Origin of the sequence: Pseudomonas sp. (assembly GCF_050739995.1) — a bacterium.
GTDB lineage: Bacteria > Pseudomonadota > Gammaproteobacteria > Pseudomonadales > Pseudomonadaceae > Aquipseudomonas.
Window position 1 is genome coordinate 1 of record NZ_JBOICG010000272.1, and the last position, 13,897, is coordinate 13,897.

Annotated in this window: 15 protein-coding genes and 1 pseudogene; 6 read left to right on the plus strand and 10 right to left on the minus strand. The window is 61.0% G+C overall.

Annotated features, from left to right (window positions below):
- The first annotated feature begins 113 nt into the window (after window positions 1–113).
- Window positions 114–896 (plus strand): DeoR/GlpR family DNA-binding transcription regulator, encoded by a 783-nt coding sequence (locus ACRESD_RS09240; protein WP_431750633.1) that lies wholly within the window; start codon window positions 114–116, stop codon window positions 894–896.
- 43 nt (window positions 897–939) lie between these two features.
- Here ACRESD_RS09240 and ACRESD_RS09245 read toward each other — a convergent pair whose 3' ends face one another.
- The 3 genes from ACRESD_RS09245 to ACRESD_RS09255 form a co-directional block, all read right to left on the minus strand.
- The gene (locus ACRESD_RS09245) at window positions 940–2,256 is read right to left on the minus strand and encodes an OprD family porin (protein ID WP_431750634.1); all 1,317 of its coding nucleotides are present in this window, start codon (window positions 2,254–2,256) and stop codon (window positions 940–942) included.
- Window positions 2,257–2,430: 174 nt separating this feature from the next.
- Entirely contained in the window at window positions 2,431–2,976 is a 546-nt protein-coding gene (locus tag ACRESD_RS09250) for a putative natural product biosynthesis protein (protein WP_431750635.1), read from the minus strand.
- Window positions 2,977–3,038: 62 nt separating this feature from the next.
- Complete coding sequence (locus tag ACRESD_RS09255; protein WP_431750636.1) at window positions 3,039–3,422, minus strand: DUF2946 domain-containing protein; 384 nt, start codon at window positions 3,420–3,422, stop codon at window positions 3,039–3,041.
- 191 nt (window positions 3,423–3,613) lie between these two features.
- Here ACRESD_RS09255 and ACRESD_RS09260 point away from each other — a divergent pair, with 191 nt between their 5' ends.
- Together ACRESD_RS09260 and ACRESD_RS09265 are read left to right on the plus strand one after the other, a co-directional pair.
- A complete protein-coding gene (locus tag ACRESD_RS09260) occupies window positions 3,614–4,222 on the plus strand; it encodes an SCO family protein (protein WP_431750637.1) in 609 nt (202 codons plus the stop codon).
- On the plus strand, window positions 4,222–4,689 hold the full coding sequence (locus ACRESD_RS09265; RefSeq protein ID WP_431750638.1) for a copper chaperone PCu(A)C: 468 nt from the start codon (window positions 4,222–4,224) through the stop codon (window positions 4,687–4,689). Before ACRESD_RS09260 ends, ACRESD_RS09265 begins: the two co-directional genes overlap by 1 nt.
- Window positions 4,690–4,837: 148 nt before the next feature.
- On the opposite strand, the gene ACRESD_RS09270 is transcribed toward ACRESD_RS09265, so the two are convergent.
- A complete protein-coding gene (locus tag ACRESD_RS09270; RefSeq protein ID WP_431750639.1) occupies window positions 4,838–5,167 on the minus strand; it encodes a DHCW motif cupin fold protein in 330 nt (109 codons plus the stop codon).
- A gap of 139 nt (window positions 5,168–5,306) precedes the next feature.
- Here ACRESD_RS09270 and ACRESD_RS09275 point away from each other — a divergent pair, with 139 nt between their 5' ends.
- On the plus strand, window positions 5,307–5,795 hold the full coding sequence (locus tag ACRESD_RS09275) for an HIT family protein (protein ID WP_431750640.1): 489 nt from the start codon (window positions 5,307–5,309) through the stop codon (window positions 5,793–5,795).
- 162 nt (window positions 5,796–5,957) lie between these two features.
- Here the strand turns inward: ACRESD_RS09275 and ACRESD_RS09280 are convergent, their stop codons facing one another.
- Window positions 5,958–6,431, minus strand: a complete 474-nt coding sequence (locus tag ACRESD_RS09280) for a GNAT family N-acetyltransferase (RefSeq protein WP_431750641.1) — start codon at window positions 6,429–6,431, stop codon at window positions 5,958–5,960.
- A gap of 175 nt (window positions 6,432–6,606) precedes the next feature.
- Between ACRESD_RS09280 and ACRESD_RS09285 the strand changes: the two genes are divergently transcribed.
- Entirely contained in the window at window positions 6,607–6,942 is a 336-nt protein-coding gene (locus ACRESD_RS09285; protein WP_431750642.1) for a hypothetical protein, read from the plus strand.
- Here the strand turns inward: ACRESD_RS09285 and ACRESD_RS09290 are convergent.
- A complete protein-coding gene (locus tag ACRESD_RS09290) occupies window positions 6,932–8,545 on the minus strand; it encodes an ATP-binding response regulator (RefSeq protein ID WP_431750643.1) in 1,614 nt (537 codons plus the stop codon). The genes ACRESD_RS09285 and ACRESD_RS09290 overlap by 11 nt on opposite strands.
- Before the next feature lie 114 nt (window positions 8,546–8,659).
- Here ACRESD_RS09290 and ACRESD_RS09295 point away from each other — a divergent pair, with 114 nt between their 5' ends.
- Window positions 8,660–9,262 carry a LuxR C-terminal-related transcriptional regulator gene (locus ACRESD_RS09295; protein ID WP_431750644.1) on the plus strand — a complete coding sequence of 201 codons (603 nt, stop codon included), beginning with the start codon at window positions 8,660–8,662 and terminating at the stop codon, window positions 9,260–9,262.
- A gap of 11 nt (window positions 9,263–9,273) precedes the next feature.
- On the opposite strand, the gene ACRESD_RS09300 is transcribed toward ACRESD_RS09295, so the two are convergent.
- The 4 genes and pseudogenes from ACRESD_RS09300 to ACRESD_RS09315 form a co-directional block, all read right to left on the minus strand.
- Window positions 9,274–10,764: an aldehyde dehydrogenase gene (locus tag ACRESD_RS09300; RefSeq protein ID WP_431750645.1), complete on the minus strand. Its 1,491-nt coding sequence runs from the start codon at window positions 10,762–10,764 to the stop codon at window positions 9,274–9,276.
- A 36-nt stretch (window positions 10,765–10,800) separates the two neighbouring features.
- Entirely contained in the window at window positions 10,801–12,180 is a 1,380-nt protein-coding gene (locus ACRESD_RS09305; protein WP_431750646.1) for an APC family permease, read from the minus strand.
- 118 nt (window positions 12,181–12,298) lie between these two features.
- Window positions 12,299–13,681 (minus strand): aspartate aminotransferase family protein, encoded by a 1,383-nt coding sequence (locus ACRESD_RS09310; protein WP_431750647.1) that lies wholly within the window; start codon window positions 13,679–13,681, stop codon window positions 12,299–12,301.
- A gap of 46 nt (window positions 13,682–13,727) precedes the next feature.
- Window positions 13,728–13,897 (minus strand): annotated as a pseudogene (locus tag ACRESD_RS09315) (LuxR family transcriptional regulator); the annotation flags it as partial.

The following is a 13,897-nucleotide window of genomic DNA, read 5'->3' on the forward strand; positions in this document are numbered from 1 at the left end:
CCTCTCCCTGAACTGAACCCGCAGAGTAACCGCCCATCGACCGCGCAACCACCCATTGCGTTTATATCGAGCGAAGATTAATCTCGCACAAACACGCAAAATAGCGCACAAACATGCACAACACTCATCAAACCATTGACCTGCCTTCCTTGCGCAAACAGAAGATCCTGTTGCTGCTTGAGCGCGACGGCAAAGTCACCGCCTCGGAATTGGTGGAGCATTTCGCCGTCTCCCAGGACACCATCCGCCGTGACCTTGGCGAACTGGCCGCCGCTGGCTTATTGCAGCGTGTGCACGGCGGCGCCCTGCCTCGGCCCAAGGACACCGGCAAGGATGTATTCACCCGTGTCGGCGAGACCAACGAGACCAAGCGTCACCTCGCGCAACTGGCAGCAGACCGCGTAGAAGACGGCCAGATCGTGCTATTCGATTCCGGCTCCACCACCCTGCAAATCGCCCAATCGTTGCCGCGCTCGATTCGCCTGACCGTCGTCACGCCATCCCCACTGATTGCCATCGCCCTGGCCGACCACCCCCATGTCAAAGTGATCCTCGCTGGCGGCCCGCTCAACCCCGCCACCCTCTCCACCGGCGGCCACGATGCGGTGCGCCTGATCCAGAGCATCAAGGCCGACCTGCTGTTCACCGGCGTGTGCGCCCTGCACCCGCAAGTGGGCATCACCTCGCTGCACTTCGAAGAAGTGGTGGTCAAGCAAGCCTTGCTCGACAGCGCCTCCCATGTGGTGGCCGTGGCCATGGCGGACAAGCTCGGCGCGGTAGAACCCTTTGTGGTCGCGCCGTGCAACCGCATTCACACGCTGATTACCGAGTGGCATATGCCGAGTGTGGAGGCGTATGAACAGCTGGGGTTGGAAGTGTTGCAGGTTGAAATCTGAATGAAGACAGGCGCCCGTAGGCGCCTTCATTGAAACTGCGCGGTTACAGCAGCGGGATGCTGTAGCTGACAATCAGACGGGTCTCATCCTTGTCCGAGGTGTCATTACCCCTGAGCACCGCGCTGCGCCACGTCAGACCGAGGCCCTTGAAGGTGCCCGTGGGGATCACGTAGTCAATGCGCAAGTCACGCTCCCACTCGCTGTTATCGCGGCCTGCGGTGCGAATGTTGCTACCGCGGATGTAGGTCACGCTGGACTTCAAGCCAGGCACGCCGAGGCCGGAAAAATCATAGGCATAGCTACCCACGGTGGCCTGCTCGCCGGCATTGATGAACTTCAGCGACTGGGAATTGGTGATCAGGTAGACGGAGCGGCCCTGCCCCTGGTTGACATGGGGGAAGTCGCTGTCACCGGAGGTCTTCTGATAACCCAGGCTCAGGGAGTGGCCTTGCAGTGCGTAGGTGAACAACGCGCTCCACAAACGGTTGTCGACCTTGCCGGCGTTGACGCCGGGCCCGTAGTAACCCGAGCTGACATAGCCGTCCGCACGCCCCGCCGCACTGGAATTCTTGCCATCGGACGTGCTGTAGAAATAGCGCAGGTCGGTCTTGAATTGCCCCACCGGCAGCTGCCAGTTATGCACCAGGCCAAGGAAATGCTGCTGGTAGAAGTTCTCGAGACTGCCGTAGTAATACTGCACTTGCAGTTGTTTACTGACGGCGTAATCGACACCCGCGTAGTAGAACTGGTTGCTGAACTTGCCCTTGTTCGGATCGTTGGCGCCGGCAATGGACATGCCCTGGCCGTTGCTGGAATTGCGGTCCAGCACCTGTTCGAGTTTACCGGCGACCAGGTTGAAATCCTTCAGGTCCTTGGAGTCCACCTGATAACCACGAAAGGTCTGGGGCAACAGGCGGCCATCCTCGGTCATCAGCACAGGAATCCTGGGCATCAAGGTACCGGCCTTCAGTTGAGTCTGGGCGATCCGCATTTTGCCGGTAACACCCGTCTTGCTGAAGTCATGGGCGGCCTTGCCATCAGACAATGGGAAAACGCTGCCAGGGGTGTTGTCTTCACCGGCCTTGCCTGCGCGGCCCGAGGCGTCCAGGCGCAAGCCATACATTTCTTGCAAATCCAGCCCCAGGCCAACCGTCCCTTCGGTGAAGCCGGACTGATAGTTGAACATGAACGCCTGGCCCCACTCCTTGTCCGAAGCGGCCCTGGTGTTACGGGTGTCCTGGTTGTAGTAGAAATTGCGCAGGTCGAGGGTGGCTTTGCTGTCGTCGATAAAACCCGACGCAGCCGCCTGCTGCACAGCGCCCAGGGAAACAGCGAGCGCCAGGCAAGTCTTGTGATTCATGAAGGCTCCGAGAAGTGATTGAGGCGATCCCGTCTGCGCCCCGGCCTGTTCTTGTTGCAGGCCATTGGCGTGTCGCATTTGACGGGACCGCGCACGGTATAGACTCAGCCGCCTCGGAAATAGCCGGTAAAACCACGATTCACTTTTACAGCCTGCGTAACAATCCGTCGTTCCTCAAGGCACCGGCAACCAGCCGCTGAATTCACCCCGGGCGTTCAGCGCGCTCCAGGCAAAGTCCCATGGAGAGGCCGGCAAGACCTGCTGTTCTGCGTCGGAGATCGCAGCGCCCTTCCAATCGAACACTGTCGTCCCTTGCCAGACCAGGGCGATCCCCCGGGCCTGACTGTCGTCGGCAATGATCCAACACGCCGCCGCTGCCGCCATGAATGCTTCGATAGGTTCATCATCGATCTGCGTGCAATACACAGAGCCCAGCAGCCAGCGGCACACATTCAGGTGATAGGTCCAATCCAACGGCGGCTGCTTGCGATACGCCCAGGTCATGAAGTTGCGGAACAGGTTCAAGCCCTCGGGAGGGTCAAGCTTGAGCAGCGCCGGGCAGATATCAAACAAGGTGTGCCAGTGCGGTAGCAGGCGTGCATCCAGGTGCACGAAGCAGCGGGAGTTGCTTGGGTATTCCGGCAACGCCGGCTCCGTACGCAGGCGACGGGACGCCTTGCTGACCAGGCGGCTGGCGCCTGCAGGCAATAGGTGGTTCATCAGATGCACTCACAGTCGTGACGATAGAACGCCTCCTGATCACAGGAAGCCCAAGGCACACGTCAGACGGCGGGAGAAGCGCGGGGGTTGGCCGAGGGCCAGGAATAACGCGGCGGCGCTTTGTTGCGCCGCTCATGGGCCGGGCGTGGGGTTTGCTGAAGGCTCAGCAGCCACGCGAGGCCGATCAGGAACACGATGGCCACGGTGACCGCGTTGCACACCGGGCAAGCAAAGTAGTTCGAGATGTTACTGGATGACGGGTTGCCCAACCCTTTGTCGGAAAGTGGCGCCTGGCTACCGTCCACCGAACAGAACGCACCGCCGATGCCATTGAGTTGCTGGCCCAACATTTGCCCGTGGCCCAAACCGCACACGAACACGTTCATCAGCACGCAGAAGTACAGGGTCCAGGCGATCAGCGAACGGTCGGGGTGGCTCAATTTCATGGCGGCGACTCTACCACCGAAGCCGCAAAACGGTGAAGCGCGGCGCGCCCCTGTGGCAGAACGTCGCAGATTACGTGGGCTGGCCAGGGTTGGTAGACTTGCCACCCTCCTCGTTTCTACGTTTCAAAGCCTTTTCAAAGCCTGATGGGTAGATCCAGAGCAATGCAGGCGTTTCACAGGATGCACAGTTGATGAGTACGTTATTCACCCGCCGCAAAGTGCTGACCGGCATGGGCCTTTTGGGCCTGGGCAGCCTGCTGGGCGGCTGTGACTACAGCCCCAAGCTGAACTTCAAGTACGGCAAGGACCTCAGTGACAAGATCATGGGCCGCACCTTCAAGCTCAAGAACACCGCCGGCGAAACCGTCACCCTGAGCTCGTTCCGTGGCCTGATGCCGGTGGTGTTCTTCGGTTTCACCCAGTGCCCGGCCGTGTGCCCCACCACCCTGGCCCGCGCCGCCCAGGCCAAGAAACTGATGGGCCGCGACGGCGAGATCATGCAGGTAGTGTTCATCACCCTCGACCCCGAGCGCGACACACCGGAACTGCTCGACCGCTACGTCAAGGCCTTCGACCCCAGCTTCGAAGCGCTGTACGGCACCCCGGAAGAAATCGCCGTGGCCGCCAAGGAATTCGGGATTTTCTATGAAAAGATCCCCGCCGGTGACACCTACACCCTGTCCCACACATCCACCAGTTTCGTGTTCGACACCCGCGGCAACCTGCGCCTGGGCTTGTCGGCATCCCTTACTGCCAAAGAGTGCGCAGAAGACCTGCTCACCGTCATGGAGGTCTGCTAATGACTGCCGTTCAACACCTCAAACGCATCACCTTCGGCCTGACCCTGCTGGGCCTTGCCGCCCACGCCAGCGCCCAGGTGCAAGTGACCGACGCCTGGGTCCGCGCCACAGTGCCGGGCCAACCGTCCAGCGGCGCGTTCATGACGGTCACCGCCGACAGCGACAGCAAGCTGCTCAGCGTGGCGTCGCCAGTCGCCAAGGACGTACAGATCCATGAGATGAGCATGAAAGACGACGTGATGCGCATGGGCCCGGTGGATTCGGTTGCCCTGCCTGCCGGCAAAGCCGTCAAGCTCGACCCGGACGGCTACCACGTGATGCTGATGGGCCTCACCGGCCAGATCAAGGAAGGCGACCAGGTGCCGCTGACCTTGACCGTGCAAGATGCCAAAGGCGAGAAACAGTCCATCGAAGTAAAAGCCCCGGCCCGTGCCCTCAATGGCATGGACCACAGCAAAATGCACTGATCGGACTGGCTGTAGTGAGCGGGCTTGCCCCGCGCTGGGCTGCGTAGCGGCCCCAAACCCAAACACCTCGGTCTCACTGACACACCACAGCGTCCTTGTTGGGGCGGCTTCGCCACCCAGCGCGGGGCAAGCCCGCTCACTACAATGTTCAGTCGACGATAAACAGCTTCGCACCCAGCGCCGTCGAGGAGCGATGCCCCTCCATGTCATTGCCCACCTGATAACTCATCCCGGCCGTCAGAATGAACTGGCGGCCGTCCTCCAGCTCCGTGTGCAGCTCGCCTTCCAGGCACAACAGCACATGCCCTCTCCAGCACCAGTGATCCGCCAGATAGCCCGGCGTGTACTCCACCATCCGCACACGTGTGGTGCCGAACTGGCAGGTGCGCCATAAGGCGTTGCCGGTGATGCCCGGATGGACGACAGGCTCAAGGCTGGCCCAATCCGTGGTGCCAAACGGGACAGCGGTAAGATCCATGGGAAACTCGGCCGTAGGTTAACGTGGCGTGAAAGTACCGGGCGAATGCCGTGGGCGATAGATACAGATGCGACGGGTTTGTGGGATACAGGCGCCCTCGCTTGTTATGCTGACGCTCTGCTCCCATGGACCTGCGCTGATGCCAATCGACCCTGCCTTTGTCCTCCATGAAACCGAACACTGGGTGCTGAACCATCACATGGCCTCGGCCTTGCCGGGCTATGTGATGCTGGGTGCCAAGGCACCGATTCATTCCCTCGCCGACATGCCAGACGCGGCATTGGCGCAGTTGGGTGGATTGCTCGCCAGAACCCAGCGCGTGATGGAGGTAGAGCTCCAACCGAAATGGCTGTACATCAGCCGTTATGGGCACATGCCTGGGTTCCCACTGCACTTTCACTTCATCCCCGTATACGACTGGGTAGAGAACGCGTTCTGGCGGGACGAGCGTTATCGACTGCTGCAACGCTTTGCTACGTCGGACCAGGAGCAGGCTTTGACAGATGGTGCTGAGCTGACGCTATTCGTGTGGCGCGAATTTGGGGAGAGCCCTACGCCACCGCGAGTTCAGGGTGAGTCGGTTGAGCACGTGATCAAACGGCTGCGCACCGCTTTCAGTACCGGATGAAGCCCCCCGCGAGTTCAGGGTGACCCGAATCAAGTGTGGGAGCTGTCGAGCTTTAGCGAGGCTGCGAAAGCGGTGGATCAGCCAATCATTGTTCCGACAGTGCCGCCGCCTTCGCAGCCTCGCTGGGGCTCGACAGCTCCCACAGGGGATCTTCTGGGCAATTCAGATCGCGGCCAGTCGCTTCACCATTGGCCCACACGCCAATGCCAACCCCGACGGTGAGTGATACATCGCCTGCGCCTCTCCCACATACCCGCACGCTCTGTAGAAGCTTGCCGCGTTCAACGTTGCGTCCAGCACCACTTCTTCAATCGCCAGCTCCCGCGCCATTCTTTCCAGATGATCAAGCATTGCCTTGCCGTACCCGCGTCCGGTGAACGCTGGCAGCACGAACAGTGCGCCGACTTCGTTGTTAGCAAGATCGAGCATGCCGGTGACGACCGGCCTGCCCTTTACCCAGCCCAGGTAAAACGGCTTTTCCATCAGCGCGCTGTAGCCGTCTTCGGCAGTACCGCGTGTCCATAAGGCCATTTGTTCGGCGGTGTAGGCGCCGATGCATTGGCCGCGGATGGCCAATCGACGGATGTCAAACGCCACCTGGGCATCCTTTTGAGTCGCACGTTTTATCTCCAGCATTTCACACTCTCTCCATGACATCACCGTGCCATTAGCCCACTTGTGCTAATCGACCCCTCCCCCCTGCGGCGCTATATTCCTCGGCACTTCCAACGCTCCCCATGACACCGCGCATACGCTACGCGAGGGATGGTTGTGCGCTGGAAAAACCATAAAAACCCAAGGAAGACGCACCATGAATCTGTACTCCCCCCTGACCCGCCTCACCCTGCTGGGTGCCTTGATCGTCGGCATTGCCGGCTGCAGCAACATCAAGCCCTCCGAAGACCACCTCAAGACGCTGTCTGAAACCAATCTGGGTGAACCGGTCAAGCGCATCTCCAACGTGCGCAATGACTCCATGACGACCTACTACATCGCCAGCACCGCTAGCGGTGATTACAACTGCTCCGTGCCCAGCGGGGCCAGCGGCGGCATGTTCGCCGTGGCAAGCTTTGGCATGATGAAGCCGGCCGCTTACTGCCAACCCAAAGGCGCTCGCGGCAATGGCTTGACGCCGTTCAACCAGTAACAGTCTGTTGGCCGAGGTCGCGCAGGGTGCTGCGTAGCTCTGCCGGGCGCACCGGCTTGGACAGAATGGCGATCTGACGGTCGTGCAAGGCGGCCTGGATCTTCTCCACATCGTGCCCGGTGAGGATAAGCGCCGGGACCGCCCAGCCGCGTTGCGCCCGCAGGGCGTCGATGCACTCGATACCGGTGGCATGGTTACCCAGGTCGTAGTCGGCAACGATGATGTCGCAATCGCTGATCAAGTCACGCCCTGACAATTCGCCCTGTACCTCGCACCCCCAGCGCTCCAGCAGCGCCTGGGTAGCGAGCAGCACGTTCTGGTCATCTTCCACCAGGCACACTTTCAAACCGGTCAGCAAACCAACCTGTCGCGCCTCGTCACGCGGTGCCGTCGCGTGCGGTGCGGTCGCCAGGGCCAGCCCGTACAAGCTCACGGACGTGCCGTGGCCAACCCGGGAACGCAGGTTCACTTGCACCCCCATCAGTTGCCCCAGGCGCTTGACGATGGACAGCCCCAAGCCCACCCCTTCGACGTCTTTGTCACGCAGGTGGCGCACGCGGTAAAACTCTTCGAAGACCTTGGAAAGATGCTCCTCGGCAATCCCCCGACCCCGATCATGAATTTCCACCGCCAAGCCACCGTCACGAATGCGCACGCCGATCAGTACTGGTCGATGCGCGCCGTATTTGAAGCAGTTGGACAGAACGTTCTGCACCATCGTTGCCAACAGCGCCGGGTCGACCTGCACCCAGTGAGCGCAAGGCCGCAATCGCAGTTCCACACCGGCCCAACGCGCAGCCTCGGCATTCTGTCGCACCAGGTCGGCCAGGAACTCGCCCAGGTTCACCCTCTGGTACTTGGGCAACAGGCGACCGTTGTCGAGGGTGTAGAGGTCGAGAATCGAACGGAATAATTGCGAGACGTTGAGCAGCGAGCGATCGATGTTGTCCACCAGCCGCCGTTCTTCATCTCCCAGGTGGGCTTCGCGCAGGCAAGCGGTAAACAGGCCGATAGAATGGATGGGCTGGCGCAGGTCATGGCTGGCCTGGGCGAGGAAACGGGATTTTTCCAGGTTGGCGGCGATGGCTTGCTCAGACGCCTTGCGCGTGCGCTCCAGCAGGATATGTGCGTACACCGGGATCACTGTGCTGGTGATCATCAGCATCAACACCATGAAGGGTTGTGCTTGCCACACCGGCGTGAGCCGATACACGATCAGCAACGCCAACAACGCCAATGCCGTGGCAATCGCCAGGTAGCGCGAGCCATAGCGCATGCCATTACCCAGGTTGACCCACACCATTACCGCATACAGCGGCAATGCCGCCTCGCCCCCCACCACCATGCCGAACGAGGTGCCGGTGTAGTCGTGAATCATGCCGAAAATCCGCCGGGCCGGGTAATGCCCGGGCCAGCGTGCGATCACTTGGCGCAAGGCAATGGACGCCAGCAGAAACACAAGGATGTAGAGAATGACCGGCAGGTAGGTGTCCACCGACTGCCCGGGCAGGAAGCCCAGCGCGCCGATGTACACGATAGCAATGCTGGCAACCACGATCCGTAGGTTGGCCTGGTCGAGTTCGGAGTTGGTCTCGGCACCCATGATTTACGTCCTTGTGCGGCAGTCATCAAATCCAGCGGGCACCCCAGGCAAGCCTCGGGCACGGTGGTAAGGTAGCATGCAACCGCACACCCTTGCCCCAGGAAGGAGCCCCTCATGACCGGTCGCATCATCATCGCCGACGACCACCCGATGTTTCGCGAAGGCATGCTGCGCACCGTACAGCGCCTGCTGCCCGAGGCCCTTGTGCAGGAAGCTGGCGACATGGACGCCGTGCACAGGTTGGCCCGCGAAGGCGGCGAAATCGATACCCTGATCCTCGACCTGCGCTTCCCCGGCCTGACCTGCCTGAGCCAGTTGGCCGACCTGCGCCAACAGTTGCGCCGCACCACGTTGATCGTGGTGTCGATGGTGGACGACCCGGCGCTGATCGATCAGGTCATGGCCCTGGGCGCGGACGGTTTTATCGGCAAGAACATCGCCCCCGACGAGATCGGCCAGGCGTTGCTGGCGATCCGCGAAGGCGAGGTGCTGGTCAAGTTTGCCCCTTCGGGGCTGTTGCCTCTCGACACCCATACCCTCACCGCCCGCCAGCAGGACGTGCTACGCCTGATCGCCCAGGGCAAGACCAACAAGGAAATCGCCAAAGCCCTGGATATCTCGCCGTTTACCGTGCGCATCCATGTGTCGTCGCTGCTGCGCGCACTGGATGTGCCCTCGCGTGCGGCTGCAGCGGTGAAGTACTCCGGCGAGTTCTAGGGCCGCTTGAACTACCGCAGCTGGAACCAGGTGGTTTTCAACTGCATGTACTTGTCAAAGGCATGCAGGGACAGATCACGCCCAAACCCGGACTGCTTGCCCCCACCGAACGGCACCGTGACATCCAGGGCGTCGACCGTGTTGACCGACACCGTGCCGGCGTTCAGGGCACGAGCCACACGGTGCGCACGGTTGAGGTTGTCACTCCATACCGAGGCGGCCAAGCCATAGAGGCTGTCATTGGCTTGCTGTACCGCCTCCTCTTCAGTATCGAAAGCACTGATGGCCAGCACCGGGCCGAACACCTCGTCACGGGAGAGCGCCATGTGTCGGGTCACATCGGCAAAAATGGTCGGCTGGATAAAGTTGGAGGCCCCGTTGATGATCATCTGCTCGCCACCGCACAGCAACCTGGCGCCCTCGCCGTGGGCCTGGCCGATGGCTTTCATGATGCGCGCGGTCTGCTCACTGTCAACGATGGCGCCGGCGGCACTGCTGGGGTCCAGCGGATCACCCGGCATCCAGGCGCGCGATTTGGCCATCACCCGTTCGACGAACTCGTCATGGATGGAGCGTTGTACGAACAACCGGGAGTTGGCCGAACACACCTCCCCCTGATTGAAGAAAATGCCAAAGGCTGCCTTCTCCGCCGCCAAGTCCAGATCCTGGCAGTCGTCGAACACCAGGTTCGGACTCTTGCCACCGCACTCCAGCCACACCTGCTTGAGGTTGGACTGAGCGGAATATTGCATGAAGTATTTGCCGACTTGCGTCGAGCCGGTGAACACCAGGCCATCCACGTCCGGGTGCAGCCCCAAAGCCTTGCCGGCACTGTCGCCGAGGCCCGGCACCACGTTCAATACCCCTTCGGGGATACCCGCCTCCAGCGCCAGTTGGGCCAGGCGCAACGCGGAAAACGGCGATTGCTCAGCGGGTTTAAGCACCACGCTGTTACCGGCCGCCAACGCCGGCGCCAGCTTCCAGGCCGCCATGTCCAAGGGAAAATTCCACGGCACCACCGCTGCAATCACACCCAGCGCTTCGCGGGTAATGGTCGCCAGCGCGTTGTGCGCGGTGGGCGCGACTTGGTCGTAGAGCTTGTCGAGGGCTTCGCCGTACCAGGCGAATACATTGGCCGCGCCAGGCACATCCACGTTGTAGGCATCCATCACCGGCTTGCCCATGTTCAACGAATCGAGCAGCGCCAGCTCTTCGCGGTGGCTCATCAACAACTCGGAAAGCCTGATCATGATTTTTTTGCGCTCCCCCGGTGACATGCGCCGCCAAGGACCGGTGTCGAAAGCCTGGCGTGCACTGCGCACAGCCAGATCGACCTCCGCTTCGCCACAGGCCGCCACACGCGCCAACAACTGGTTCGTGGCTGGGTTGATGCTATCGAAGGTGGCCCCGGAGGCTGCGCTCACGGACCGGCCACCGATCAAGGCGGTGTCGATGAACGTCTGGCGGGCAACACGCTGTTGCCAGTAGTCAAGATCAAACACGGTGTACTCCCAATGAAGGTCGAGGGATAAGAAGGGTTATTCAGTGATCTGCAGTTCAGGCATCTTCACGCTCAGGCCCCGCGTGATGCCGAGCAAACACACGAGCCCAAGTCCCATCCAGCACAAGCCGATGGTGAAGGACAGGCCCGACAGGCTGGTCCACAGCCACAGCGTGCTGAGAAACCCCAGGGCCGGTAGCACGGCGTACAGCAGATAGTTCCGAACGCCGCGCAACTTCTGGTCAACCAGGTAATGCTTGATCACCGCCAGGTTCACCGCTGAAAACGCGAACAACGCCCCGAAGCTGATCATGTTGGCCACGGTGTCCAGGGTGATGAACAGGGCAATCAACGAGAACAGGCTGACCAGCATGATCGCCGTGGCCGGCACGCGTTTTTTCGTCACCAGCTTGCCGAGTACACGGGGCAGCGCGCCATCACGCCCCATGGCGAACAACACCCGCGACACGCTGGCCTGGGAGACCATCGCCGAGGCAAAACAACCGGCCACGTAAGTTGCGGTAAAAGCGGTCACCAGCAGCTCGCCCCCCACGCGACGCATGACGTCCACCGAGGCGGAATCCGGATCGACGAAGCTGTTCCAATCAGGGAAAACCATCTGGGCGAAATACGAAACCAGCAGGAACAACAGGCCGCCGAACAGCGACACCACCATGATCGCGAGCGGGATAGTCCGTCGCGGGTTGGGGGTTTCCTCGGCCATGGTCGACACGGCATCGAAGCCGAGAAACGACAGGCACAGCACCGCCGCGCCCGCCATGATCAACGGCGCACTGAAACCGTCGTGGTGGAATGGCGCGAGCAACGCAACGGGTGCGGACTGCTCACTGAGGGTGCGCACCGACAACGCCACGAACACCACAATGAACACCAACTGGGCCACGATCAGTATCCAGTTGACCCGAGTGATGGACTCGATGCCGACCAGGTTGAGCGTCGTCACCAGGGCAATGGAGCCGAGCACCCACACGGTGGTTGGCACCCCGGGGAAGTATTCGGTCATGTAGATGCCGATCAGCAGGTAACTGAGCAGCGGCAAGAAGATGTAGTCGAGCAACAAGGTCCAGCCAGCGATGAAGCCAAAATAGGCGCCAAACGCTTTGCGCGTATAGGAATAAACCGAGCCGGAATACGGATGCGCCTGGACCATGCGCCCATAGCTGTAGGCCGTCAGCAGCATCGCGGCAAGGGTCAGCATATACGCGGTCGGCAAGTGCCCCTTGGTCATCTGGGTCACAAGCCCATAGGTGGTAAACACCGCCAGCGGCACCATATACGCGAGCCCGAACAGCACTAGCCCGACCAGGCCCAGGGGCTGGCGAAAGCGTCGGGACGACGCGGGTTTTGGTGAGGCACGATGGGCGGGTGTATCGGTCACGTTTGTTATTGTATTCATGGGTGACTCCTGGAAATGGGATGCAGGGCGTCGCGGCATGCGATCACGTCGATGCCGTTCAAGCCTTGTCTGATGGAGGTTGCCCGCCACCCCGGCCTGGGGTGGTGGGCAGGTCACTTCACAGTTTTCCCGCGATCCGTGCGGTGCGGTCGACCGCGATACGGGTCTTGTCGACCAACTCGTCCAGCTCCGCGCGCGTGGCCACCAGGGCCGGCGCCATGATCATGCGCCCGAGGGTCGAGCGAATGATCACACCCTCTTCAAAACCAAAGGTGCGGCATTGCCAGGCCAGATCGTTTTCATTGTCGAAACGTTTGCGCGTGCCTTTGTCCTCGGCAAACTGCAAGGCCGCGAGCAGGCCCGTGCCCTGGATCTCGCCGATCAGTGGGTGGTTGTCGAACACCTCGCGCAGGATCTTCTGCAAGTACGGCCCGGTGTCGTCCTTCACCTGGCGCACGATGCCTTCATCCCGCAGCGCTTTGAGATTGGCCAGCGCCACCGCTGCCGCCACCGGGTGCCCGGAATAGGTCAGGCCGTGGGCAAACACACCACCGCGCTCCACCAAGGCATCGGCGATGCGCTTGCTCAATACCAGGCCGCCCATGGGCAGGTAGCCGGAGGTCAGGCCCTTGGCAATCGACAACGTATCCGGCTCGAAACCGAAGTGTTGATGAGCGAACCACTCGCCGGTGCGGCCAAAACCACCAATCACCTCATCCGCGCAGAGCAGCACATCGTATTGACGGCAAATGCGCTGGATCTCGGGCCAGTAGCTTTCCGGCGGGAAAATCATGCCACCCGCACCCTGGAACGGTTCGGCGATAAAGCCCGCGACGTTCTCAGCACCCAATTCCAGGATTTTCTCTTCCAGTTGCAAGGCACAGCGACGGCCGAATTCGGCCGGGGTCAGGTCGCCGCCATGGGCATACCAATAGGGTTCGTCGATGTGCGCCACATCAGGCACCAGACCGCCCATCTCGTGCATGAACTTCATGCCGCCCAATGCCGACGCTGCCAGCGTGGAGCCGTGATAGCCGTTCCAGCGACCAATCATGATCTTTTTCTGCGGCTGGCCGACCACTTGCCAGTAGCGGCGCACGGTACGGATCAAGACCTCGTTGGCCTCGGAACCCGAATTGGTGTAGATCACGTGGCTGTAGTGCCCAGGCAGCAGGCTGAACAGCAGTTCCGACAGCTCGATCACCGCCGGGTGGGTGGTGTGAAAGAACATGTTGTAGTACGCCAGCTGATCCATCTGCGTGGCAGCGGCAGTGGTCAGATCCTTGCGACCGTAGCCCAGTTGGGTACACCACAGGCCAGACATGCCGTCCAGGTAGCGCTGACCTTCGCTGTCCCACAGGTACAGGCCTTCACCGCGCACCATCACACGTGGGCCTTCGGCATTCAGCATCTTTTGATCGACAAAGGCATGAATATGATGGGCCGCATCCGCCTTCTGATAGTCCTCGGTGCGGCGTTGCAGTTGGGCGGGTAGGTTCATGGTTTTTCTCTCTTATTAGTGATAACGCAAGGGGGAGCAATGCCGCTCAGCGGTGCTTGCTCATGTAACTTTCCAAAGGGTCTTTGCTCAGCACGCCCTGGGCTTCGGCGAGCGAGTCGATAAACAAGGCAAACAGCTCCGATTGCGCGCCGATATCGAGCTTGGTGTAGCTGTGCTTGCGGTGGGACTTGATGGTGTCTTCAGAGACATCCAGGC

What these genes read in the sequence shown, in the direction of transcription:
- ACRESD_RS09240 (WP_431750633.1), top strand. Translation starts at nt 114, where the DNA reads ATGCACAACACTCATCAAACCATTGACCTGCCTTCCTTGCGCAAACAG.
- ACRESD_RS09245 (WP_431750634.1), bottom strand. Translation starts at nt 2,256, where the DNA reads ATGAATCACAAGACTTGCCTGGCGCTCGCTGTTTCCCTGGGCGCTGTG.
- ACRESD_RS09250 (WP_431750635.1), bottom strand. Translation starts at nt 2,976, where the DNA reads ATGAACCACCTATTGCCTGCAGGCGCCAGCCGCCTGGTCAGCAAGGCG.
- ACRESD_RS09255 (WP_431750636.1), bottom strand. Translation starts at nt 3,422, where the DNA reads ATGAAATTGAGCCACCCCGACCGTTCGCTGATCGCCTGGACCCTGTAC.
- ACRESD_RS09260 (WP_431750637.1), top strand. Translation starts at nt 3,614, where the DNA reads ATGAGTACGTTATTCACCCGCCGCAAAGTGCTGACCGGCATGGGCCTT.
- ACRESD_RS09265 (WP_431750638.1), top strand. Translation starts at nt 4,222, where the DNA reads ATGACTGCCGTTCAACACCTCAAACGCATCACCTTCGGCCTGACCCTG.
- ACRESD_RS09270 (WP_431750639.1), bottom strand. Translation starts at nt 5,167, where the DNA reads ATGGATCTTACCGCTGTCCCGTTTGGCACCACGGATTGGGCCAGCCTT.
- ACRESD_RS09275 (WP_431750640.1), top strand. Translation starts at nt 5,307, where the DNA reads ATGCCAATCGACCCTGCCTTTGTCCTCCATGAAACCGAACACTGGGTG.
- ACRESD_RS09280 (WP_431750641.1), bottom strand. Translation starts at nt 6,431, where the DNA reads ATGCTGGAGATAAAACGTGCGACTCAAAAGGATGCCCAGGTGGCGTTT.
- ACRESD_RS09285 (WP_431750642.1), top strand. Translation starts at nt 6,607, where the DNA reads ATGAATCTGTACTCCCCCCTGACCCGCCTCACCCTGCTGGGTGCCTTG.
- ACRESD_RS09290 (WP_431750643.1), bottom strand. Translation starts at nt 8,545, where the DNA reads ATGGGTGCCGAGACCAACTCCGAACTCGACCAGGCCAACCTACGGATC.
- ACRESD_RS09295 (WP_431750644.1), top strand. Translation starts at nt 8,660, where the DNA reads ATGACCGGTCGCATCATCATCGCCGACGACCACCCGATGTTTCGCGAA.
- ACRESD_RS09305 (WP_431750646.1), bottom strand. Translation starts at nt 12,180, where the DNA reads ATGAATACAATAACAAACGTGACCGATACACCCGCCCATCGTGCCTCA.
- ACRESD_RS09310 (WP_431750647.1), bottom strand. Translation starts at nt 13,681, where the DNA reads ATGAACCTACCCGCCCAACTGCAACGCCGCACCGAGGACTATCAGAAG.